Origin of the sequence: Streptomyces sp. NBC_00353, from assembly GCF_036108815.1 — a bacterium.
Classification (GTDB): domain Bacteria; phylum Actinomycetota; class Actinomycetes; order Streptomycetales; family Streptomycetaceae; genus Streptomyces.
In genome coordinates, this window is sequence record NZ_CP107985.1 from 7569762 (window position 1) to 7592519 (window position 22758).

Sequence of the window (22758 nt, forward strand, 5' to 3'; positions counted from 1 at the left end):
CGGTGAGGTGAGAGCATCCCCGGGTGACGGATACCCAGGCGCATGACGAGTCCCACGGCAACGGCCTCGGCGCGCGGCTGAACTGGCTGCGCGCCGCGGTCCTCGGCGCCAACGACGGCGTCGTCTCCACGGCGGGCCTCGTCGTCGGCGTCGCCGGAGCCACCGGTGACCGCGGGGCCCTGCTGACGGCGGGCCTCGCCGGGCTGCTGGCCGGCTCCATGTCGATGGCGGCGGGCGAATACGTGTCGGTGTCCACCCAGCGCGACTCGGAGCAGGCCGCGCTGGCGACGGAGAAGCGGGAGCTGCAGGAGACCCCGGAAGCGGAACTCGCCGAGCTCACCGGCCTGTTGGAGGGCAAGGGGCTGAGCCGGGAAGTCGCCCGCGAGGCAGCCCTCCAGCTCACCGAGCGCGACGCGCTGCGCGCTCACGCGGAGGTGGAGCTGGGGATCGACCCGGACGACCTGACGAACCCGTGGCACGCCGCCGGCGCGAGCTGCCTGGCCTTCACGGCGGGAGCGCTGCTGCCGCTGCTGGCGATCGTGCTGCCACCGGCGTCGCTTCGGCTGGTCATCACGGTACTGGCGGTACTGGCGGCGCTGGCGCTCACCGGGTGGTGGAGCGCGCGGCTGGGCGACGCGGCGGTGGGGCGCGCGGTGCTGCGGAACATGGGCGGGGGAGCGGTGGCCATGGGGGTCACCTATGCGGCGGGGGCGTTGCTGGGAGCGGTCGGGGTCTGATCCGGCCCGCGTTGGCAGAAGTCACCAAAGGTTGCTGACATCGCGTCTCGCATACTTGTTGGTAACAACGTCTAGTCCCCGGTCGACCCCGCGCTCTACGGTGCTCGCATGGAGCCGAACCTGCCCGATGTCGTGCTGTGGTCCATACCGGCCTTCGTCCTGCTCACCGTTGTCGAAATGGTCAGCGCCCGCATTCACCCCGACGAGGACGCCGCCGGGTACGAGACCAAGGACGCCGTCACCAGCGTCACCATGGGGCTCGGCAGTCTCGTGTTCGATCTGCTGTGGAAAGTGCCCATCGTGGCGATCTACTCCGCGGTCTACGAGCTGACCCCGCTCCGCGTTCCCGTCCTGTGGTGGACGATCCTGCTGATGCTGCTCGCGCAGGACTTCTTCTACTACTGGTCCCACCGCGGCCACCACGTCATCCGCATCCTCTGGGCCTGCCACGTGGTCCACCACTCCAGCCGGAAGTTCAACCTCACCACCGCGCTGCGCCAGCCCTGGACCTCGCTGACCGTCTGGCCGTTCTACGTTCCGCTCATCGCCTGCGGTGTCCATCCGGCGGCGCTGGCGTTCTGCTCGTCGGCCAATCTCGTCTACCAGTTCTGGGTGCACACCGAGCGGATCGACAAGCTGCCCAGGCCCTTCGAGTACGTACTGAACACGCCCTCCCACCACCGGGTGCACCACGCCTCCCAGGGCGGCTATCTCGACCGGAACTTCGGCGGCATCCTGATCCTGTGGGACCGGCTCTTCGGCTCCTTCGTGGCCGAGACGGAGCGGCCCGTCTACGGGCTCACCAAGAACATCGCCACCTACAACCCGCTGCGCGTCGCGACGCATGAGTACGCCGCGATCGCCCGGGACGTGCGCGCGGCGGACAGCTGGGGCGAGCGGGCCGGCCGGATCTTCCGCGGGCCGGGCTGGCAGCCGGCGTCGACGGCCGCATCGACCACCACCTCCGGCGCTGCCTCCACCGCCGCTCCCGTCCGGGAGAGCACCGGATGAGCGCCGGAGCCGTCACGGACGCCCGGGCACGGTTCGTACGCCCCCTGCTCATCGCGTTTCTCGTCGCCTCCGCCGTCGATCTCGTCGGCGTTCTCGCCGATGCACGTCTCGCCCATCTCGTCGCCAAGCCGCTGCTGATGCCGCTGCTCGCCGGGTACGCCGCCGCCCGCCGCGGACCCCGGCTGCTCATCGCCGCGCTGCTCTTCGGCTGGGGCGGCGACACACTCCTGCTGCCCGACGCCGACGCCGCCTTCCTCATCGGCATGGGTTCCTTCGCCGCAGGCCATGTCTGCTATCTGTGGCTCTTCGGGCGGGCCCGCAGCTCCCTGCTGCTCGGCGCGGGGTACGCGGCGGTCCTCGTCGGCTTCGTCGCCCTCATCTGGGGCGGGCTCCCCGCGGACCTGCGGATCCCGATGGCCGGCTACAGCCTGCTGCTCACCGCGATGGCCTACCGGTCCAGCACCCGCGGCCGGTACGCCGCGCTCGGCGGGGCGCTCTTCCTGCTGTCCGACGCGCTCATCGCCACGGGGATCGCCGACTGGCCGCAGCTGCCCGCGCCGGACTTCTGGGTCATGCTCACGTACATCGTGGCGCAGTTCCTGCTGACCGTCGGGGTGCTCACACCGGGCCCGGAACGGACCGCCGCCACCCCTGGGGCGTACGGTGAGCGGAGTATCAGCATCTGAGATCAGCAAGGACCCCCACGCATGCGCGCCACTGTCATCCACGCCCCCCACGACATCCGCGTCCAGGAGGTGCCGGACCCGACGATCCAGCAGCCCACCGATGTGGTGCTGCGGGTCCTGCGGGCCTGTATCTGCGGCAGCGACCTGTGGGCGTACCGCGGCGAGTCAGCCCGCCGGCCCGGCCAGCGCATCGGCCACGAGTTCATCGGAATCGTCGAGGAGGCCGGACCGGAGGTCAGCGGCTTCGCGGCCGGTGACCTCGTCGTCGCCCCCTTCGTCTGGTCCGACGGCACCTGCGAGTACTGCGCCGAGGGTCTGACGACGTCCTGCCCGCAGGGCGGCTTCTGGGGCTCGGTCGGCTCCGACGGCGGGCAGGGCGAGGCCGTGCGCGTCCCGTTCGCCGACGGCACGCTGGTCAAACTCCCGGCCGCCGCGGCGTCCGACGACCGCCTGCTCACGGCGCTCCTGGCCCTGTCCGACGTGCTCGGTACGGGGCACCACGCCGCCATCGGCGCGGGCGTGAAGCCCGGCACCACGGTCGCGGTCGTCGGTGACGGGGCGGTCGGCCTGTGCGGCGTCATGGCCGCGAAGCGGCTCGGCGCCGAGCGGATCATCGCGCTCGGCCGCCACCAGGTGCGCACGGACATCGCCCGCACCTTCGGCGCCACGGACGTCGTCGCCGAGCGCGGCGAAGCAGCCGTCGCCGCCGTACGGGAACTGACCGGCGGCGCGGGCGCCCACGCCGTGATCGAGGCCGTCGGCACCGAGCAGTCGATGCGCACGGCGGTCGAGATCACGCGCGACGGCGGCTCGATCGGCTACGTCGGCGTGCCGCACGGCAGCGGCACCGGCCTGGACCTCGGCGTCATGTTCGACCGGAACATCGCTCTGCGCGGCGGCGTCGCCCCCGTGCGCACGTACATTCCGGAACTGCTCCCCGACGTCCTGGCCGGCACGATCGACCCGTCGCCCGTCTTCGACCTCACCATCGGCCTCGACGAGGTCCCCGCCGGCTACAAGGCCATGGACGAGCGCACGGCCCTGAAGGTCCTCATCAAGCCGTAGTGGTAAGCCACTTCGGCGCATCCGCGCCCAACCGGCCCGGCGGACGCGACCAGTCCGTCGGGCCGCCCGCGAAGGACACCGGCGGCAGGGCATAGCGCAGCCGGCCCGGCGCGCTGTCCGTGGAGCCGAGATACTTCTCGGGGTCGTACGTCTCCGAGAGGTCGTACGCCTCCGACGGGCCGTACGAGTCCTGGGTGCGCGTGAGCCCGCCGCAGAGCCAGTGCGCCGTCTGCCCCAGCGCCAGCCGCAGCAGCCGCGAACCGCCGTCGTCGTGCTGCTCGGTCAGCGCCCGCAGCACGCCCGCCGCCAGCAGATAGCCGGTGCCGTGGTCGAGGGCCTGCGCGGGCAGCGCGCCCGACGCCCCGGCGTCCCCCTCCACGGCCGCGATCCCGGTGGCCACCTGGACCAGACTGTCGAATCCGCGCCGTTCGTGCCACGGCCCGTACCGCCCCCACGCGGACACCTGCGCAACGACCAGACCGGGACGGCGTACGGCGAGCGCCTCCGGCGTCAGGCCGTACGCCTCCAGTGCGCCCGGCCGGTATCCGGTGACCAGTACATCGGCGGCGGCGAGCAGCTCGTCGAACGTCGCCCGGTCCGCCCGGTCGCCCAGATCCAGGGAGGCCGACCGCTTGCCGAACCCCGTGTCGTTGTGGGCGTCCTGGCTCTCCGGCAGTTGCGGCGCGTCGATCCGCAAGACGTCCGCGCCCAGCAGCGCCAGCGTGCGGGTGGCCACCGGACCGGCCAGGACACGGGTCAGATCGAGAACCCGGAGTCCGGCCGCGGGCAGCAGTGGCGAACCCGGCAGGGCGGGCAGGCGGCGTGGACCCACCTGGCCCGGCCCCTCGGTCCGGTCGAGCGTCAGCAGCGGGCGTGTGGCGATCGCAGCGCCCTGCTCGTGCGCCGCCCACTCCTCGGGAGTGCGCAGTGCGACGGCCAGACCGCCCGCGGCGTACACCGTCTCCTCGACCTCCACCGCCCGCCGTTCTGCGAGCACCGCGGCCACCGCGTCCACTCCGGCATCGGCGGGCAGGTCGAGCGCGGCGAGCAACCGGGCCAGGTGGTGCGGGTAGTTGGCGTGGGTGCGGACCCGGCCGTCGGCCGTCCGCCAGAACCGGGACAGCGGGGCGAAATTGGTCGGCGCGCGCCCGTCGACCCGCAGATGGCGCTCGCTGAGGAACGCGGTGGCCACCGCACCGTCGTCGACCCGGACCCGCTCCACCCGTCCGGCGGCGCTGCCTGCACGGCGCGCGGCCAGTTCGGCGGCGGCCAGCGCGCAGACCGCGACGGTGGAACGGGCCAGCTCCATGACCGGCAGCCGCGCGGGCAGCAGCCCGGCCGGTCCGCCGCCGTCGATACGGTCCAGAAGCGCCGGATCGCCGCCGAGGGCGGCCCATGCCTGCTCCGTACCGGAGCTCTGCGTGTCGATCACATCTGTCATGACCGCACTATGGCACCCAGTGCCACCGCAGTACGAGGGAAGGGCCGAGGACAGTCGCCCCGGCCCTTCCCCCGATACGCGTGGTGACTACCTGCGGACCGCGTCCAGCGCGTCCACCACACCGGCACCGTAGAAGCCGTTGTGGTTCCTGGGGCCCTCGCAGACGGCGTCGATCTTGCCGTCGCCGTTGATGTCGTACGGGTCGCCGCACGCGGTGGCGTCCGCCTCGTTCACCAGCAGCGCCTTCACCGCAGCCGCCGAGGCGTGCGGGTGCGACGACTTGATCAGGGCCACCACACCCGCGACATGCGGGGAGGCCATCGACGTACCGGCCTTGTAGCCGTACTTGCCGCCCGGCAGCGTCGACAGGATCAGACCGCTCGTGGCCGGCGGTGCGGGCGTCTGGTAGACCGTCGAGTCGCCGCCCGGGGCGGCCACATCGATGACTCCGTCACCGTAGTTGGAGTACGAGGCCTTCAGGCCCTTGGCGCCGGTCGCGGAGACCGTGACGACACCCGGCAGCATCGTCGGGATGTCGAGGCACTCCCGCGGGTCGATCGTCCGGGTCACCGGCGTGGTGTCGTTCGGGCTGGTCGAGTCCTCCAGCGTGTCGGCGGCCAGGTCCTCGCTGCTGTTGCCGGCCGCGGCGACGTTGACCGTGCCCTTGCGCTCCGCATACTGGCTGGCGCGGGTGACCGCTTCCACCAGGGCGCCCTGGTCGGGGTCGTTCTTGCAGTTGTACAGCCAAGGGTCGGTGTAATAACTGTTGTTCGTGACATCGACGCCGTGCTCGGCGGCCCAGACGAAACCGCAGACGACGGCCTCGGTGTAGAAGAACCCGCTCGGGGTCGCCACCTTGATGCCCGCCACCTTCACGCCCGGCGCGACGCCGGTCACGCCGATGCCGTTCTTCGCGGCGGCGATGGTGCCCGCGACATGCGTGCCGTGGTCGCTCTCGCCGGCCTTCGGGCGCCAGGAGCCGTCCGTCGTGTCGGGCGCGCCGGTCACACAGTTCGCCGACGCCTGGCGGTCGAAGTTCGGTGCCAGGTCCGGGTGCGTGTCGTCGACACCCGTGTCGATGACCGCGACCGTGACCTTGCTGCTGCCCAGCGACACCTCGTGCGCCTTGTCCGCCTTGATGGCGGGCAGGTCCCACTGGAGGGGTTCCAGCGGGTCCTGGCCGGCCGTCGCGTTCGCGGACGCGGCCTGTGCCTGCTCGGCGGAGAGCGGCTGCTCCACCCCGATGTCCTTGGTGGCCTGCGGAACGATGGGGTTGGTGCGGGTGGCACCCGCCGACTCCACGCCCTTGACCCGGCGGATCGACGCGGCGAAGTCCGGGTTCTGCGAGTGGACGACGATGACACCGATCTGCTCGTAGGCGATCACCACCGTGCCACCGGCCCGGGCTATCGCCTTCTTCACCTGCTTGACGGTGCCGTGACCGCCACGGGTGTTGACGACGTACGACAGCTTCGGGCCGTCCGTCGAGACCGCCGCCGTGGGCAGTCCGTCCGACGGGGCGGCGGATGCGGCACTCGTCGGCAGGAAGCCGAGCGAGGCCGTGAGGGCCAGTCCGACAGGCAGCGCCAGTGCGCGCGTCCGTCTGGATCCCAGATGAGCCATGGGGTCTCCACATCATCCGTGCCAGTCGGCCGGACACGGGGTGTGTTCGGCCGTGTACATGAAGAGCGAAGCTATCGCTGATCATCCCGGCTCATCAATGAGTTGACGGAACTCCGTTCGGAGGTCGGTCCGAACGGATGAGTTCAAGAACAGGCAAACCGCGGTGAACCACTTCGCCGTTCTCTCCGTGCCGTTGTCAGGGGAGGCGCACCACCGACCCCCCGACACCGAGGTCTTCCTGTGAAATCCACCGTCCCCACCACCGCATCCGCATCGCGAGGAGATTCCGTGGCTACCGATGCATCGCCGCCCAAGGCCATTCCTGACACCGGCCCTGCCCAGCCCACGACCGAGGAGTTCGTCGAGGTCCAGGAGAGCGCGGAGTTCGCCGAACTGCGCCACGCGCACCGTTCGTTCGCCTTCCCCCTGACCATCGCCTTCGTCCTCTGGTACCTGCTCTACGTGCTCCTGTCGAACTACGCGGGCGGTTTCATGGGCACCAAGTTGTTCGGCAACGTCAACGTGGCGCTCGTCTTCGGTCTCGCCCAGTTCGTCACCACGTTCCTCATCGCCTGGCTCTACTCCCGCCACGCCGCCGCGAAGCTGGACCCGAAGGCCGCCGCGATCAAGTCCCGTATGGAGGCCGACGCATGAGCGCCGCCCACGCCGCGTACCCCACCGTCCAGCTCGCCGCCGAAGGCGCGAGCGAGCACCGGCCGCTGATCATCACGCTGTTCGCCTGCTTCGTCGTCGCGACCCTGTTCATCACCGTGTGGGCGGGCCGGCAGACCAAGGACGCCGCCGACTTCTACGCGGGAGGCCGCCAGTTCACCGGCTTCCAGAACGGCCTCGCGGTCTCCGGCGACTACATGTCCGCCGCATCGTTCCTCGGCATCGCGGGCGCCATCGCGCTCTTCGGCTACGACGGCTTCCTGTACTCCATCGGCTTCCTCGTCGCCTGGCTCGTCGCGCTGCTGCTGGTTGCGGAACCGCTGCGGAACTCCGGCCGCTACACGATGGGCGACGTCCTCGCGTACCGGATGCGCCAGCGCCCCGTCCGTACCGCGGCGGGCGCCTCCACCATCGTCGTCTCGATCTTCTATCTGCTCGCGCAGATGGCGGGCGCCGGTGTGCTCGTCTCGCTGCTGCTCGGCATCACCAGCGACGGCGGCAAGATCGCCATCGTCGCCCTGGTCGGTCTGCTGATGATCGTGTACGTCACCATCGGCGGCATGAAGGGCACCACCTGGGTGCAGATGGTCAAGGCCGTCCTGCTCATCGCGGGCACCGTGCTCATCACCTTCCTGATCCTGCTGAAGTTCCACTTCAACATCTCCGACCTGCTCGGCAGCGCGGCGGAGAACAGCGGCAAGGGCAAGGCGTTCCTGGAGCCCGGTCTCAAGTACGGCGCCACCAGCACCTCGAAGCTGGACTTCATCTCGCTCGGCATCGCCCTGGTCCTCGGCACCGCCGGACTCCCGCACATCCTGATCCGCTTCTACACCGTGCCGACTGCCAAGGCCGCCCGTAAGTCGGTGAACTGGGCCATCGGCATCATCGGCGCCTTCTACCTGATGACGATCGTGCTCGGCTTCGGCGCTGCGGCGATCCTCAAGCCCGGCGACATCATCGCCTCGAACAAGGCGGGCAACACGGCGGCCCCGCTGGCCGCACTGGAGATCGGCGGCGGCTCCGGTTCCACCGGCGGTGCCATCCTGCTCGCCGTCATCTCCGCGGTGGCCTTCGCCACCATCCTGGCCGTCGTCGCCGGCCTGACCCTGGCGTCCTCGTCGTCGTTCGCGCACGACATCTACGCCAACGTCATCCGCAAGGGCAGGGCAACCGAGAAGGAGGAGGTCCGCGCGGCCAAGTGGGCGACCGTCGCCATCGGCATCGTCTCCATCGGTCTCGGCGCCCTCGCCCGCGATCTGAACGTGGCCGGACTGGTCGCCCTCGCCTTCGCGGTGGCCGCCTCGGCGAACCTGCCGACCATCCTGTACAGCCTGTTCTGGAAGCGGTTCACCACCCAGGGCGCCCTCTGGTCGATCTACGGCGGCCTGGCCTCGTCCGTCCTGCTGGTGCTGTTCTCCCCGGTCGTCTCCTCCAAGCCCACGTCGATGTTCCCCGGCGCAGACTTCGCCTGGTTCCCGCTGGAGAACCCGGGTCTCATCTCCATTCCGCTGGGCTTCCTGCTCGGCTGGCTCGGCTCCCTGCTCTCGAAGGAGGAGCCGGACAAGGGCAAGTACGCCGAGCTGGAGGTCAAGTCCCTCACCGGCGTCGGCGCCCACTGACGGGAGGAATCGACCGAGGAGTTCGCGTCACGCACCGCGCGGATCCCGCGGCCGCGTCGTAGAGTCCTACGACGCGGCCGTGCCGCCCCTCGTGTCAAACGGGCCACCTCTCTGTCACAGGTGTCGCGTAGTCTCGGGGGAGTCAGATCCGCAACCGGGGATCCACCGGGGGAGGGGGCCCACCATGCTCATCGACACCTACGATCGGGTCGCCACCGACCTGCGCGTTTCCCTGACCGACCGCTGCAATCTGCGGTGCACGTACTGCATGCCCGAAGAAGGCCTGCAGTGGCTGGCCAAGCCGGACCTGCTCAGCGACGACGAGATCGTCCGGCTCGTCCGTATCGCGGTGACCCAGCTCGGAATCAACGAAGTCCGCTTCACCGGCGGTGAGCCGCTGCTGCGCCCGGGCCTCGTCTCCATCGTCGAACAGTGCGCGGCTCTGACCCCCCGGCCGAAGATGTCGCTCACCACCAACGGCATCGGGCTGAAGCGCACGGCGGCCGCCCTCAAGGCCGCCGGCCTCGACCGGGTCAACGTCTCGCTGGACACCCTGCGCCCCGACGTCTTCAAGACCCTCACCCGCCGCGACCGTCACCACGACGTGCTGGCAGGCCTCGAAGCCGCCCGCGACGCCGGCCTCACCCCGGTCAAGGTCAACACCGTCCTGATGCCCGGACTCAACGCCGACGAAGCCCCCGACCTGCTCGCCTGGGCCGTGGAACACGGATACGAGCTCCGCTTCATCGAGCAGATGCCGCTCGACGCCCAGCACGGCTGGAAGCGCGACGGCATGATCACGGCAGGCGACATACTCACCTCCCTGCGCACGCGCTTCACGCTCACCGCCGAGGGCGACGGCGAGCGCGGCTCAGCACCCGCCGAGCGCTGGCTCGTCGACGGTGGACCCCACCGGGTCGGTGTCATCGCCTCCGTCACCCGCCCGTTCTGCCGGGCCTGCGACCGCACCCGGCTCACCGCCGACGGCCAGGTGCGGACCTGCCTGTTCGCCCGCGAGGAGACCGATCTGCGCGGCGCGCTGCGCTCCGAGGCCCCGGACAAGGAGATCGCCCGGATCTGGCGGCTCGCGATGTGGGGAAAGAAGGCCGGATCCGGTCTGGACGACCCGTCCTTCCTGCAGCCCGACCGCCCGATGTCGGCGATCGGCGGCTAGGAGGACGGGTGTCAGTCCCCGGCGGCCGAGGACTCCCACTCCGCCAGCGTCACGACATCCTTCAGAAAACCGCGCACCCCCAGGAACGAGGAGAGATGTTCCCGGTGCTCGTCGCAGGCCAGCCAGGTCTTACGGCGCTCCGGGGTGTGCAGCTTCGGGTTGTTCCAGGCCAGCACCCATACGGCGGCCGCACGGCAGCCCTTGGCGGAACAGATCGGTGCGGCGGAAGCAGCGCTCTCGGCGGCATTTTCGGGGGAGTCCGGGAAGTTCACGGACTCAACCCTAGGCCAGCCGCGGGGTCGGCCCACTGACGTATCCCCTGCCGGAGAAAAACGACGCCGAGCAGCCACGGGGGGAGCTGCCCGGCGTCGGTCTGTCGCTCCGACGGGGGATGCGGAGCGCGTAGGAAGTATGTCACGCGGACCGGGGTGCGGTGCACCTGAACTTCATGATTGATCTGAGCTTTTCTTGAGGATTCGGCGTGCCGTCAGCTCAGCTGTGCTCATGCGGATCCGGGGCGCTACGGGCCCGGTCGGAGTCCGCCGGACCGGTCTGCGGGGCGGCCTCGAGTGCCGGCCTGGCGGGCGGCGGCACGAAGGTCGAGGGCAGCGAAGGAGTGTTCTCCCGGCCTGCGTTGGCGATGACCACGGCGACGTACGGGAGCAGCGCACCCAGCGCGAGCGCCACAATGGCCACAGGCTTCTCGATGTTCCACAGCACGGCGGCCAGGATCACCGAAACCGTCCGTACGGACATCGAGATCACATAGCGTCGCTGCCTGCCGCGGACATCGTCCGCGAGGCTCTGCCGGGCTCCCGTGATCCGGAAGACCTCCGCACCACTCTGCTTCCGCATCACGTTCCCGTCACCCTTCCCCTGGCTCTTCACGAGCCGTTCCACGGTACGCCCGGCATCCGGAGGCATCGAGACCGGGGCACGCAGTATTCGCGCACATCAGCACAGTCATGGCACGTATGGACCTGTCCGACATGCGTCGTACGGCCTGTGCGCCAAGACTTGCGCACATGCGCGACACCGCGCCGCACCAGGAGGCGACATGAGTTGGCTGTGGGCAATCATCGTGGGTCTGGTCCTCGGCCTGATCGCGAAGGCGATCCTGCCGGGAAAGCAGCAGATCCCACTCTGGCTGACAACCATTTTCGGCATCATCGGCAGCGTCATCGGCAACGCCGTCGCGACGTGGATCGGCGTCAACGAGACCAGGGGCATCGACTGGACGCGCCATCTGCTGCAGCTGATCGGCGCCGTGGTCATCGTCGGTGTCGGCGACATGCTCTGGACATCGATGCGCGGTACCAGAAAGCAGAAGGCCTGAGTGCAGGCGCGGCCGCAGGACGTCCGACGCGGCGACGGCCGGGCACGCATGTCGCGTGCCCGGCCGCCGTGTGTCGTCCGCTGCCGGTCAGCCGGCCGTGACCTCGATGGCCGCGAGGTTCTTCTTGCCCCGGCGCAGCACCAGCCAGCGCCCGTGCAGCAGCTCCTCGCGGGCCGGTGCGGCCTCGCCGTCCACGACCTTGACGTTGTTCACGTAGGCGCCGCCCTCCTTGACCGTACGGCGGGCCCCCGACTTGCTCGGCGCCAGACCGACCTCCACCAGGAGGTCCACCAGCGGGCCCAGCTCGGTGACCTCGGCGTGCGGCACCTCGGAGAGCGCCGCGCTCAGCGTGGCCTCGTCCAGATCGCCCAGCTCACCCTGGCCGAACAGCGCCTTCGAGGCCGCGGTGACAGCGGCGCACTGCTCGGCGCCGTGCACCATCGTCGTCAGCTCCTCCGCCAGCGCCCGCTGAGCGGCGCGCGCCTGCGGGCGCTCCTCGGTCAGCTTCTCCAGCTCCTCGATCTCCTCGCGGGACTTGAAGCTGAAGATCCGCAGGAATTTCGAGATGTCCCGGTCATCGGCGTTCAACCAGAACTGGAAGAAGGCGTACGGAGTGGTCCGCTCGGCGTCGAGCCAGACCGTGCCCGACTCCGTCTTGCCGAACTTCGTGCCGTCCGCCTTTGTGATCAATGGCGTCGCCAGCGCGTGTGCAGCGGACTCGGGCTCGACCCGGTGGATCAGATCGGTGCCCGCGGTCAGATTGCCCCACTGGTCGCTGCCGCCGGTCTGCAGCGTGCACCCGTACCGACGGTTGAGCTCCAGGTAGTCCATGCCCTGCAGGATCTGGTAGCTGAACTCGGTGTAGCTGATGCCCGCGTCGGAGTTGAGCCGCCGCGAGACGGCCTCCTTCGCGATCATCTTGTTGACCCGGAAGTACTTGCCGACGTCGCGCAGGAAGTCGATGGCCGACAGGCCCGACGTCCAGTCCAGGTTGTTGACCATGGTCGCGGCGTTCGGGCCCTCGAAGTCGAGGAACCGCTCGATCTGCCCGCGCAGCCGCTGCACCCAGGCGGCGACGACCTCGGGGTCGTTGAGCGTGCGCTCCGCATTCGGCTTCGGGTCGCCGATCAGCCCCGTTGCACCGCCGACCAGACCCAACGGCCGGTTCCCGGCCAGCTGGATCCGGCGCATGGTGAGGATCTGGACCAGATTGCCGAGGTGCAGGCTGGGCGCGGTCGGGTCGAAGCCGCAATAGAACGTGACGGGACCGTCCGCGAACGCCTTGCGCAATGCGTCCTCGTCAGTGGACAGGGCGATCAGCCCACGCCACTGCAGTTCGTCGACGATGTCCGTCACGGTTCTCGTGTCTCCTTGGATGTGCTTACAGACTCCTCCGAGGTTATACGCCCTGGCTCACCGAACTCATATTGAAGTCCGGGATCCGCAGCGCCGGCATCGCGGCCCGGGTGAACCAGTCGCCCCACTCGCGCGGCAGCGTCTTCTCGGTACGGCCCGCCTCGACGGCCCGCGACAGAAGATCGACCGGCGACTCGTTGAACCGGAAGTTGTTCACCTCGCCGACCACCTCGCCGTCCTCCACCAGATACACCCCGTCCCGGGTGAGCCCGGTCAGCAGCAGCGTCGCCGGATCGACCTCCCGGATGTACCAGAGGCAGGTCAGCAGCAGGGCCCGGCCGGTCGTCGCCGCCACCATCTCGTCCAGCGACCGCTCACCACCGCCGTCGAGCAGCAGGTTGTCGATCGCCGGAGCCACCGGCAGCCCGGTCAGTCCGGCCGTGTGCCGGGTGGTCGTCAGACGGTCCAGCCGGCCGTCCCGGATCCAGTCGGTCGACGACAGCGGAAGCCCGTTGTCGAAGACGGAAGCGCTGTCCCCGGAGGAGTGGGCGATCACGAACGGAGCGGACTCGAGCCCGGGGGCGTTCGGGTCGCTGCGCAGGGTCAGCGGCAGCTCGGACAGCGTCTCGCCGAGCCGGGTGCCACCCCCCGGCTTGGAGAAGACCGTCCGGCCCTCGGCGGCGTCCCGGGCCGTCGACGACCACAGCTGGTAGATCAGCAGATCGGCCACGGCGGTGGGCGGCAGCAGCGTCTCGTACCGCCCGGCGGGCAGCTCGATACGACGCTCCGCCCAGCCCAGCCGCTGTGCCAGCTCCGCGTCCAGCTCGGCCGGGTCGACGTCCTTGAAGTCCCGGGTGGCCCGGCCGGCCCAGGCCGAACGCGAGCGGTCGGGGGACTTGGCGTTCAGCTCCAGCGTTCCGTTCGGCTGGTCGTGGCGCAGCCGCAGCCCCGTCGACGTGCCCAGATACGTCGACGTCAGCTGGTGGTGCGCGAAGCCGTACAGCTCGCGGCCGCCGGCCCGGGCGCGGGCGAAGGCCTCACCGAGAGCCGGGGCGAACTCCGCGAACACCTCGGAACCCGTCTCGGCCGGGGCATCCGTGAAATCAGGGGACGAGGGCACGCCGGTGACCAGCGGCTGCGCGTCCTCGGCGGGCCCGGCCCCGCGCGCGGCGGCCTCGGCGGCCCGCACCAGCGGCTCCAGGTCGTCGGCGGTGACTGCGGAACGGGACACCACACCGGACGCCGCGCCCTCGGCGCCGTCGACCGTCGCGATGACCGTCAGGGTCCGGCCCCGGGTCACCCCGTTCGTGGTGAGCGCGTTGCCCGCCCAGCGCAGATTGGCGGAGGAGTCCTCGTCGGCGATGACCACACAGCCGTCGGCGGTGGACAGTTCGAGCGCGCGCTCGACGATCTCGTACGGCTTGCTGACGCGGCTCATCGGCCCGCCTCCTGCGTCGTGTTGAGGATGTTCACGCCTCGGAAGAGGGCGGAGGGGCAGCCGTGCGAGACGGCCGCGACCTGGCCCGGCTGGGCCTTGCCGCAGTTGAAGGCGCCGCCCAGGACGTACGTCTGCGGGCCGCCGACCTTCTCCATCGAGCCCCAGAAGTCCGTCGTCGTCGCCTGGTACGCGACATCGCGCAGCTGACCGGCGAGCTCGCCGTTCTCGATGCGGAAGAACCTCTGCCCGGTGAACTGGAAGTTGTAGCGCTGCATGTCGATCGACCAGGACCGGTCGCCGACCACATAGATGCCGCGCTCCACCCCGCCGATCAGATCCTCCGTGGACAGTCCGCCCGGATCCGGCTGCAGCGACACGTTCGCCATCCGCTGTACGGGGACATGGCCCGGCGAATCGGCGTACGCACACCCGTTGGACCGGCCGAGGCCCGTCAGCTTCGCAATTCTCCGGTCGAGCTGGTAGCCGACCAGCGTCCCGTCCTTGATCAGGTCCCAGGACTGGCCCTCGACACCCTCGTCGTCGTACCCGATGGTCGCTAGCCCGTGCTCGGCGGTGCGGTCGCCCGTCACATTCATCACCGGCGAGCCGTACGCCAGCTTGCCCAGCTGGTCGAAGGTGGCGAACGAGGTCCCGGCGTACGCCGCCTCGTAACCCAGCGCCCGGTCCAGCTCGGTGGCATGCCCGATCGACTCGTGGATCGTCAGCCAGAGATTCGACGGGTCGACGACCAGGTCGTACCTCCCCGCCTCGACGCTCGGCGCCCGCATCTTCTCGGCGAGCAGCCCCGGGATCTGCTCCAGCTCGGAGTCCCAGTCCCAGCCGGTGCCCGTGAGGTACTCCCAGCCGCGGCCCACCGGCGGCGCGATGGTCCGCATCGAGTCGAACTCACCGGTCGTCCCGTCCACGGCGACGGCGGTGAACTGCGGATGCAGCCGCACCCGCTGCTGAGTGGTGACGGTGCCCGCCGTGTCCGCGTAGAACTTGTTCTCGTGGACGGTCATGAGCGAGGCGTCCACATGTGCGACACCCTCCGCGCCGAGGAGCCGGCTGCTCCACTCGGCCAGCAGCCCCGCCTTCTCCTCGTCGGGTACGGAGAACGGGTCGACGTCGTACGCCGACACCCAGGTCCGCTCGCCGTGCACCGGCTCGTCCGCCAGCTCCACGCGCTCGTCCGAGCCCGCCGCCGCGATCACCTTCGCCGAGAGCTTCGCCATGGCGACCGCCTGGGACGCGACCTTCGCCGCGGCGTCCATGGTCAGATCGACCCCGGACGCGAACCCCCACGCCCCACCGTGCACCACCCGCACCGCGTACCCGAGGTCGGTGGTGTCCGAGGTCCCCGAGGGCCGGGCGTCCCGCAACCGCCAGGACGCACTGCGCACCCGCTCGAAGCGGAAGTCCGCATGGACGGCGCCCAGCGCGCGGGCCCGGGCCAGCGCCGCGTCGGCGAGGGCCCGTAGCGGCAGGGCCAGGAATGACTGATCTACCTCATGGGGCACGTCGGCTTTCCCCTTCTCGACCTGTGCGATGTGTCTCCGCAGTGAATCATGCGGTGCGAGCCCGTCAGGGGCCTCTGTTTTTCCCGTATTTTTCCGCGGCGGTTCCGGCGGCGCGGGGCGAGGCACTGTAGGAACCCCACAGTGCCTCGCGGAAGCCACTGTCAGGGGCCGATTCCCCGTGGAGCACCTGGTACCGATAGGTTTTCGAGGTACCAGACCGCTATCGAAAGGGTGATCCGTTGAGCCGCTCGGTTCTCGTCACCGGAGGAAACCGGGGCATCGGCCTCGCCATCGCCCGCGCTTTCGCCGACAACGGCGACAAGGTCGCGATCACGTACCGCTCGGGCGAGCCGCCCCAGGCCCTCACCGAGGCGGGCGTTCTGGCCGTCCGGTGCGACATCACCGACAGCGAGCAGGTGGAGCAGGCCTACAAGGAGATCGAGGAGAAGCACGGTCCGGTCGAGGTTCTGGTGGCCAACGCCGGTATCACCAAGGACCAGTTGCTGATGCGGATGTCCGAGGAGGACTTCACGTCCGTACTCGACACCAACCTCACCGGCACCTTCCGGGTCGTCAAGCGCGCCAACCGCGGCATGCTGCGCGCCAAGAAGGGCCGCGTCGTCCTCATCTCCTCCGTCGTCGGTCTCCTCGGCTCGGCGGGGCAGGCCAACTACGCCGCCTCCAAGGCCGGTCTGGTCGGCTTCGCCCGGTCGCTGGCGCGCGAGCTCGGCTCGCGGAACATCACTTTCAACGTCGTCGCGCCCGGTTTTGTCGACACCGACATGACCCAGGTGCTCACCGAGGAGCAGCGCAAGGGCATCGTCGCCCAGGTGCCGCTGGCCCGCTACGCGCGGCCCGAGGAGATCGCCGCCGCGGTGCGCTTCCTCGCCTCCGACGACGCGTCGTACATCACTGGAGCCGTCATCCCCGTTGACGGCGGATTGGGCATGGGTCACTGACCACCATGATCGGAATTCTCGACGGCAAGCGCATCCTCATCACGGGTGTGCTGATGGAGTCGTCCATCGCCTTCCACACCGCCAAGGTGGCCCAGGAGCAGGGTGCCGAAGTCATCCTGACCGCCTTCCCCCGGCCCACGCTGACGGAGCGCATCGCCAAGAAGCTGCCCAAGCCCGCCAAGGTCATCGAGCTGGACGTGACCAACACCGAGCACCTGGACCGGCTCGAAGGCCTGGTCCGTGAGGAGCTCGGTTCGCTGGACGGCGTCGTCCACTCCATCGGCTTCGCGCCGCAGGACGCGCTCGGCGGCAACTTCCTCAACACCCCGTTCGAGTCCGTCGCCACCGCGATGCACGTCTCGGCGTTCTCGCTGAAGTCGCTCGCCATGGCCTGCAAGCCGCTGATGAGCGAGGGCGGCTCGATCGTCGGCCTCACCTTCGACGCACAGTTCGCCTGGCCGCAGTACGACTGGATGGGTCCGGCCAAGGCCGCCCTGGAGGCCACCTCTCGTTACCTCGCCCGCGACCTGGGCAAGGACGACATCCGCTGCAACCTGATCTCTGCGGGCCCGATCGGCTCGATGGCCGCCAAGTCCATCCCGGGCTTCTCGGAGCTCGCGGACGTCTGGAACACCCGCTCCCCGCTCTCCTGGAACATGGCCGACCCGGAGCCGGCCGGCCGCGGCGTCGTCGCGCTGCTCTCGGACTTCTTCCCGAAGACCACGGGCGAGATCATCCACGTCGACGGTGGCGTGCACATGATGGGTGCCTGACCTCGTAGAGCCCTGTACGAAACGGCCGCGTACCACCTCCGAGCAGATGGTGCGCGGCTGTCGTGCGTCCCCGCCCGGCCGCTCGCCGCTCAAGTCGAAAAGATGGTCGATGCACCGCAGAATGTGGTGGAACCGGACTTTTGGTCAGGCTGCGGGGAGGAGGTCGCTGTGCGCCCCATACGTCGCCGAACCTGGGCCCTGCTTGCGGCCTCGGTCGCCGTCGCCGCAGTCGTCGTCCCCATCGGCATATCCGGCCTGGGGTGGCCCGGGGCGTCCGCGCCGACCGCCCCCCTCCCGGACCCGCACGGCGCCGACTGCCGTACGTCGGTCCAGGGCTCCTGGGTGGTCGCCTACTGCCACAACCCGTACCCGACCAACGACCGGGTACAACTGCACACCGAATGCGACCGCTGGTGGGACATAGACGCGGACGGCATACCCGTCGACGTCGCCCCCGGACAGACGGTACGGCTCGACGACCGCTGCTGGAAGGAGGTCGCCTCCGTCTGGATCACCCACCAACGGACCTAGGTGAACCCCTCTTCCGGCCCTTGCGGAGCATTCGGGTCAGACCCGGTCCACCAGGCAGCTGAGCGCATGACTCGCGGCCTCGGCGGCCGCTGTCTCCGCGTCACCGGCCCGGATCGCCTCGACCAGCCGCGCGTAGTCCATGTGGTTCTCCGGCCGTAGCTCGTGCCCGACATCGACCCGCAGATAGTCGCGCAGCAGATCCCCCAGGTCGGCGTAGAGGCCCGTCAGCACGTCATTGTGCGAGGCGGCGACCACGGCCAGGTGCAGCGTCGCATCCGCGGCCACGAACGCCTCGGCGTCACCCGCGGCCCAGGTCTCCTCGCGACGCGCCATGAGCGCGTCCAGTTGCTTCAGATCCCGCTCGGTGCGCCGGGCGGCCGCCAGCCGGGCCGCTGACGACTCCAGCGTCGACCGCAGCTCGGCGACATGGCGCGGGTCGGCGGACGCGAACCGGCGGTGCATCACTCCGGCCAGCTCGCTGGTGGCGACGACGTACGTGCCCGACCCCTGCCGGATGTCCAGCAGCCCGTTGTGCGCGAGCGCGCGCACCGCCTCGCGGACGGTGTTACGGGCCACCCCCAGCTGTTCCACCAGTTCGGGTTCGGTCGGAATCCGCGAACCGACGGGCCACTCGCCCGAGGTGATCTGATTCCTCAGCTGTGCGATCACCTGGTCGGCGAGTGCCGACCGCCGCGGGGACGTCAAAGCCATGATGCTCCTTGCTCGGATCCTCGGGGCTTCCGGATTCTCCGGTTCCCGGATTTCTCGGAGGTTTCCGAAGGCTCTCGGACGAGTGGACAATCAATCATCCCATGATTCTATGATGGACCTCATGCCCGAAGACGAGACCCATCCCCAGACCCGGACCTCGACCCGGACCCAGAGCCCGCACACCGGCACGGCGACGGCCTCCGCCACGGACTCCCCGGCACCGCAGACCGCGCAGACCACGTCCGGCCCGGCCGGCCCCGCCCCCTGGGTGCTCCGTCTGGTCGCCGTCGGTCTCGTCCTCACCGCGCTCAACCTCCGCCCCGCCATCACCAGCCTCGGCGCCCTGCTCGAAGAGGTACGGGACGGGCTGCACATGAGCGGCAGCGTCGCCGGTGTCCTCACCTCCGTGCCGCCGCTCTGTTTCGCGGTCTTCGGCATCATGGCGCCGCGCCTCGCCCGCCGCTTCGGCCCCGGTGCGGTCGTCTGCGCCGGCATGGTCGCCATCGCGGCCGGTCTGGTGATCCGGCCGTTCGTCGGCTCCACGGCCGGCTTCCTCGCCGCCAGCGCACTCGCCCTCATGGGCATAGCCGTCAGCAACATCCTGATGCCGGTGATCGTCAAGCGCTGGTTCCCGGACCGGGTCGGCTCCATGACCGGCCTCTACTCGATGGCGCTGGCCCTCGGCACCGCGCTCGCCGCAGCCGTCACCGTGCCCATGACCGATGCGCTCGGTGGCAGTTGGAAGGCCGGCCTCGGAATCTGGGCCGTGCTCGCCGTCGCCGCGGTGCTGCCCTGGATCCCGCTGTTGCGGGACAGCCGCGGCGCCCCCGGACAGGCCACCGCCCGGCAGCACACGGATGCCCCGGCGCTGCGGATCACCCGCAGCCGCACCGCCTGGGGCCTCGCCTGCTTCTTCGGCCTGCAGGCCACCGCCGCGTACATCGCCATGGGGTGGATGCCGCAGATCTTCCGCGACGCCGGGGTCTCGGCGGGCACGGCGGGCGTCCTGCTCGCCGTGACCATGGCCATGGGCGTGCCGCTCGCCTTCGTCATCCCGCGGGTCGCCGCCCGGATGAGGAACCAGGGCCCGATCGTCGTCTTCCTCTGCGCCTGCGGCCTCGTCGGCTACGCGGGCCTCTACCTCGCACCGGCCGGCGGCGCCTGGGCCTGGGCTGTGCTCCTCGGCATCGCCAACTGTGCCTTCCCGCTCGCCCTCACCATGATCGGCATGCGGTCCCGCAGCGGCGCCGGAGTGGTCCGGCTGTCCGCGTTCGCCCAGTCCACCGGCTATCTGATCTCGATCCCCGGTCCGCTGCTCGTAGGCGTGCTCTACCAGCACAGCGGCGGCTGGGGACTGCCGATCGCGCTGATGGCGGGCCTGATGGTGCCGCAGATGGTGGCGGGGATCCTGGCAGGGCGGGACCGGACGATCGAGGACGAATGCTGAGATGCGAGACTGGGCCCATGCCAGTTCTCGATCCGAATCCCCAGAACGGTCAGAAGAAGCTTCTTCTCGTGCTCGGGGCGATGCTCCTGATCACGGTGATCATCGGAGTGATCGCCTCGGTCGCCTCCCCCTGACGCCTCTCTCCGACGCCTCGGACCGCGCCGCCGCCTCCCCTCCCGGCCTGCACTCCTCGCGCGTTCCGCCACCGGGGCCGATGGTGGGGCTAGCACCACCATCCCCTAGGGGGCCAGGGTCAGGGTGAAGTGGGTGGGTCACCGGATGGGACCGGTACCCCCGCATCCGTAAGTTCTGAGTATCAGAACCGATGGCCCACGGAGGCGGACATGGCGGCCCGTACCTACACCCGATCCCCCCGCCCGGCCTCTGCCGGTGTCGAGGTCAGGCTGCCGTGGTGGGCCGTCGCGCTGCCCGCGGTCGCGTTCGCGGCACTGCTGCTGCTGATCTCCGGATCCGGCGAGGCGCACGCCGCGACGGGTGACTCGGCGATCGGTCAGCTGCTTGAGCGAATCGTGGACCTGCTGGCCCGCTGACCCCGTTCACCCGCAGTGGGGGAGCCCTCCAACACCCTGCGCCGGGCGGCTCATTTCGTGCGAAGCTGAGGTGTATGAGCGTCGATACACCTCGCAGGATCGTCCTACTCAGGCATGCAAAGGCGGAATGGTCGCAGGACTCCGACCATGAGCGGCCGCTCGCGGAGCGTGGCCGCAAGGATGCCCCCGTGGCAGGCCGCAAACTCGTCGACTCCGGCATCGTCATCGATCTGGCCCTGTGCTCGACCGCCGTCAGGACGCGCGAGACCTGGAAGCTGGCGGTGCACGAGATGCCTCACCGGCCCAGGACCGTGTACGAGGAGCGGCTGTACGAGGCCTCCCTCGGCGAGCTGATCGCCCTGCTCAACGAGACCCCCGACGACGTGCAGAACCTGCTTCTCATCGGCCACAACCCCGGCATGCATGCCGTCGCGGACGCCCTGGCCGGTTCGGCGGAGGGCGAGACCATGGCCCGGATGACCCGCGGCGGATTCCCGACCGCCGCGTTCGCGGTGATCGAGTTCTCCGGCTCCTGGAAGGGCGTGGAGCACGGGGTGGGCAAGCTCGTCGAATACTGGACGCCGAACGACTGATCACGCCGCAGTACGCGGAAAGGCCCCGGCACGGGACGCATGGTCGGTGCCGGGGCCTGTCCCGTGCACGAGGTACGGGGCCGGTCGGTCAGTCGACGAGACCGTCGGCGGCCTCGACCTCCTCACGGGTGATCCCGAGCAGATACAGCACGGTGTCCAGGAACGGCACGTTCACCGCGGTGTGCGCGGCCTCGCGGACGAGCGGCTTGGCGTTGAAGGCGACCCCGAGGCCGGCCGTGTTCAGCATGTCCAGGTCATTCGCGCCATCACCGATCGCGACGGTCTGCGCAAGCGGCACCCCGGCCTGCTCGGCGAAGCTGCGCAGCAGCCTGGCCTTGCCCGCCCGGTCCACGATGTCGCCGACGACCCGGCCGGTGAGCTTGCCGTCGACCACTTCCAGAGTGTTGGCAGAGGCGAAGTCGAGCCCGAGCCGTTCCTTCAGGTCGTCGGTGACCTGGGTGAACCCGCCGGAGACGACGCCCACTTGGTAGCCGAGCCGCTTCAGCGTACGGATCAGCGTGCGGGCGCCGGGCGTCAGTCGCACCTCGGCGCGCACCTTGTCCACCACCGACACGTCGAGCCCCGCCAGCAGCGCCACCCGCGCGTGCAGCGACTGCTCGAAATCGAGCTCGCCGCGCATCGCCTGCGCGGTCACCTCGGCGACCTTGTCCTCACAGCCGGCGTGGGCCGCGAACAGCTCGATGACCTCGTCCTGGATGAGCGTCGAGTCGACATCCATGACGACCAGCCGCTGCGCACGGCGGCTCAGTCCGGCCGAAACGACGGCGACATCGACCCCGATCCCGGCGGCCTCGGTGGCCAGCGCGGTCCGCAGCTCCGCGGTCGCGGTGCCGGACACGGCGAACTCGACGGCCGTGACCGGGTACTTTGCCAGCCGGAAGATCCGGTCGATGTTGCCGCCCGTCGACGTGATCGTGGCCGCTATGGCTGCCGTCGACTCGGCGGTCAGCGGGTGTCCGAGCACGGTCACATGGGAGCGCCCGTAACCACGCGGCCGGTTGTCACCGGTCCCGGAGATGATCTCGGCCTGCAGCTTCAGCGATTCGGCCCAGCTGTGCACGGTCGCCCGCAGATCGCCCTCGGTGGTGCCGGCCGCGGCGGTACCACCGGTGGGAGCGGTGACCAGCGCGCACAGGACGATACGGCCACGGGTGACGACCTGCTCGATATCGATGACATCGACCGCGTAGGCGGCGAGCGTGTCGAAGAGCCCGGCGGTGATGCCGGGACGGTCCTTCCCGAAGATCTTGACGAGAAGGGTGGGGGTGTCGGCGCCCTGACGGGACGCAGGGGCCTCAGGGGGCTCAGGAGACGGGGAGGACTGAGGGGGCTGAGATGCGCTCATGGTGCCTCCACCGTATCGGTCCGCCTCACACGCCCGAAGCCCCGTCCCGCGGACCGGACACCGGGAAGGGATTCCCGACCGGCGCGTTTCCAAGCCGGTCCGGCGCCCGGGAACGGAGCTTTCACCTGGCGTTCTCGCACCCGCCCGGC

24 protein-coding genes are annotated in these 22758 nt (G+C 70.0%); 15 read left to right on the top strand and 9 right to left on the bottom strand.

Features of this window, described 5'->3' with window-relative positions:
* Positions 1–23: 23 nt before the first annotated feature.
* The 4 genes from OHA88_RS34135 to OHA88_RS34150 all read left to right on the top strand — a co-directional run bounded on the left by OHA88_RS34135 (position 24) and on the right by OHA88_RS34150 (position 3499).
* Entirely contained in the window at positions 24–737 is a 714-nt protein-coding gene (locus tag OHA88_RS34135; protein WP_328628329.1) for a VIT1/CCC1 transporter family protein, read from the top strand.
* A gap of 108 nt (positions 738–845) precedes the next feature.
* Positions 846–1748 (top strand): sterol desaturase family protein, encoded by a 903-nt coding sequence (locus tag OHA88_RS34140; RefSeq protein ID WP_328628330.1) that lies wholly within the window; start codon positions 846–848, stop codon positions 1746–1748.
* Complete coding sequence (locus OHA88_RS34145; RefSeq protein ID WP_328628331.1) at positions 1745–2434, top strand: lysoplasmalogenase; 690 nt, start codon at positions 1745–1747, stop codon at positions 2432–2434. Before OHA88_RS34140 ends, OHA88_RS34145 begins: the two co-directional genes overlap by 4 nt.
* A 21-nt stretch (positions 2435–2455) precedes the next feature.
* Positions 2456–3499, top strand: a complete 1044-nt coding sequence (locus OHA88_RS34150) for a zinc-dependent alcohol dehydrogenase family protein (protein WP_328628332.1) — start codon at positions 2456–2458, stop codon at positions 3497–3499.
* Here the strand turns inward: OHA88_RS34150 and OHA88_RS34155 are convergent.
* Positions 3489–4940, bottom strand: coding sequence for a CoA transferase (locus OHA88_RS34155; protein ID WP_328628333.1), 1452 nt, complete (start codon positions 4938–4940; stop codon positions 3489–3491). The two genes, OHA88_RS34150 and OHA88_RS34155, sit on opposite strands and share 11 nt — an antisense overlap.
* 87 nt (positions 4941–5027) lie before the next feature.
* A complete protein-coding gene (locus tag OHA88_RS34160; protein ID WP_328628334.1) occupies positions 5028–6563 on the bottom strand; it encodes a S8 family peptidase in 1536 nt (511 codons plus the stop codon).
* A gap of 288 nt (positions 6564–6851) precedes the next feature.
* On the opposite strand from OHA88_RS34160, the gene OHA88_RS34165 reads away from it, so the two are divergent.
* From OHA88_RS34165 to moaA, 3 genes are all read left to right on the top strand, one after another.
* Positions 6852–7217 carry a DUF485 domain-containing protein gene (locus OHA88_RS34165; RefSeq protein ID WP_328628335.1) on the top strand — a complete coding sequence of 122 codons (366 nt, stop codon included), beginning with the start codon at positions 6852–6854 and terminating at the stop codon, positions 7215–7217.
* A complete protein-coding gene (locus tag OHA88_RS34170; protein WP_328628336.1) occupies positions 7214–8854 on the top strand; it encodes a solute symporter family protein in 1641 nt (546 codons plus the stop codon). Before OHA88_RS34165 ends, OHA88_RS34170 begins: the two co-directional genes overlap by 4 nt.
* Positions 8855–9038: 184 nt before the next feature.
* The gene (gene moaA, locus OHA88_RS34175; protein ID WP_328628337.1) at positions 9039–10028 is read left to right on the top strand and encodes a GTP 3',8-cyclase MoaA; all 990 of its coding nucleotides are present in this window, start codon (positions 9039–9041) and stop codon (positions 10026–10028) included.
* An 11-nt stretch (positions 10029–10039) separates the two neighbouring features.
* Here the strand turns inward: moaA and OHA88_RS34180 are convergent, their stop codons facing one another.
* On the bottom strand, positions 10040–10300 hold the full coding sequence (locus tag OHA88_RS34180) for a hypothetical protein (protein WP_328628338.1): 261 nt from the start codon (positions 10298–10300) through the stop codon (positions 10040–10042).
* A gap of 220 nt (positions 10301–10520) precedes the next feature.
* Positions 10521–10883 carry a DUF3099 domain-containing protein gene (locus OHA88_RS34185; protein WP_328628339.1) on the bottom strand — a complete coding sequence of 121 codons (363 nt, stop codon included), beginning with the start codon at positions 10881–10883 and terminating at the stop codon, positions 10521–10523.
* Between the two features lie 202 nt (positions 10884–11085).
* Between OHA88_RS34185 and OHA88_RS34190 the strand changes: the two genes are divergently transcribed.
* Positions 11086–11364, top strand: coding sequence for a GlsB/YeaQ/YmgE family stress response membrane protein (locus OHA88_RS34190; protein WP_326602910.1), 279 nt, complete (start codon positions 11086–11088; stop codon positions 11362–11364).
* Positions 11365–11451: 87 nt separating this feature from the next.
* On the opposite strand, the gene tyrS is transcribed toward OHA88_RS34190, so the two are convergent.
* From tyrS to OHA88_RS34205, 3 genes are read right to left on the bottom strand one after another with little or no spacing between them, the layout of a single operon-like run.
* On the bottom strand, positions 11452–12720 hold the full coding sequence (gene tyrS / locus OHA88_RS34195) for a tyrosine--tRNA ligase (RefSeq protein WP_328628340.1): 1269 nt from the start codon (positions 12718–12720) through the stop codon (positions 11452–11454).
* Between the two features lie 43 nt (positions 12721–12763).
* Entirely contained in the window at positions 12764–14158 is a 1395-nt protein-coding gene (locus tag OHA88_RS34200) for a metallopeptidase TldD-related protein (protein WP_328628341.1), read from the bottom strand.
* A complete protein-coding gene (locus OHA88_RS34205) occupies positions 14155–15678 on the bottom strand; it encodes a TldD/PmbA family protein (RefSeq protein ID WP_328628342.1) in 1524 nt (507 codons plus the stop codon). Before OHA88_RS34205 ends, OHA88_RS34200 begins: the two co-directional genes overlap by 4 nt.
* Positions 15679–15917: 239 nt before the next feature.
* On the opposite strand from OHA88_RS34205, the gene fabG reads away from it, so the two are divergent.
* From fabG to OHA88_RS34220, 3 genes are all read left to right on the top strand, one after another.
* Positions 15918–16637, top strand: a complete 720-nt coding sequence (gene fabG / locus OHA88_RS34210) for a 3-oxoacyl-[acyl-carrier-protein] reductase (protein ID WP_328628343.1) — start codon at positions 15918–15920, stop codon at positions 16635–16637.
* Positions 16638–16642: 5 nt separating this feature from the next.
* Positions 16643–17410, top strand: coding sequence for an enoyl-ACP reductase FabI (fabI, locus tag OHA88_RS34215; protein WP_267005884.1), 768 nt, complete (start codon positions 16643–16645; stop codon positions 17408–17410).
* Positions 17411–17578: 168 nt separating this feature from the next.
* Entirely contained in the window at positions 17579–17941 is a 363-nt protein-coding gene (locus tag OHA88_RS34220; protein WP_328628344.1) for a hypothetical protein, read from the top strand.
* A 36-nt stretch (positions 17942–17977) separates the two neighbouring features.
* On the opposite strand, the gene OHA88_RS34225 is transcribed toward OHA88_RS34220, so the two are convergent.
* Complete coding sequence (locus OHA88_RS34225) at positions 17978–18652, bottom strand: FadR/GntR family transcriptional regulator (protein WP_328628345.1); 675 nt, start codon at positions 18650–18652, stop codon at positions 17978–17980.
* A 121-nt stretch (positions 18653–18773) separates the two neighbouring features.
* Between OHA88_RS34225 and OHA88_RS34230 the strand changes: the two genes are divergently transcribed.
* The 4 genes from OHA88_RS34230 to OHA88_RS34245 all read left to right on the top strand — a co-directional run bounded on the left by OHA88_RS34230 (position 18774) and on the right by OHA88_RS34245 (position 21243).
* Positions 18774–20099 carry a CynX/NimT family MFS transporter gene (locus OHA88_RS34230; RefSeq protein WP_328628346.1) on the top strand — a complete coding sequence of 442 codons (1326 nt, stop codon included), beginning with the start codon at positions 18774–18776 and terminating at the stop codon, positions 20097–20099.
* Positions 20100–20116: 17 nt separating this feature from the next.
* Positions 20117–20233: an SGM_5486 family transporter-associated protein gene (locus OHA88_RS34235; protein ID WP_267005888.1), complete on the top strand. Its 117-nt coding sequence runs from the start codon at positions 20117–20119 to the stop codon at positions 20231–20233.
* Positions 20234–20443: 210 nt separating this feature from the next.
* Positions 20444–20650, top strand: coding sequence for a hypothetical protein (locus OHA88_RS34240; RefSeq protein ID WP_326602903.1), 207 nt, complete (start codon positions 20444–20446; stop codon positions 20648–20650).
* A 74-nt stretch (positions 20651–20724) separates the two neighbouring features.
* Positions 20725–21243 carry a SixA phosphatase family protein gene (locus tag OHA88_RS34245; RefSeq protein ID WP_030920180.1) on the top strand — a complete coding sequence of 173 codons (519 nt, stop codon included), beginning with the start codon at positions 20725–20727 and terminating at the stop codon, positions 21241–21243.
* Positions 21244–21331: 88 nt separating this feature from the next.
* Here OHA88_RS34245 and serB read toward each other — a convergent pair whose 3' ends face one another.
* Positions 21332–22609 (bottom strand): phosphoserine phosphatase SerB, encoded by a 1278-nt coding sequence (gene serB, locus OHA88_RS34250; protein WP_328628347.1) that lies wholly within the window; start codon positions 22607–22609, stop codon positions 21332–21334.
* Between the last annotated feature and the right edge of the window lie 149 nt (positions 22610–22758).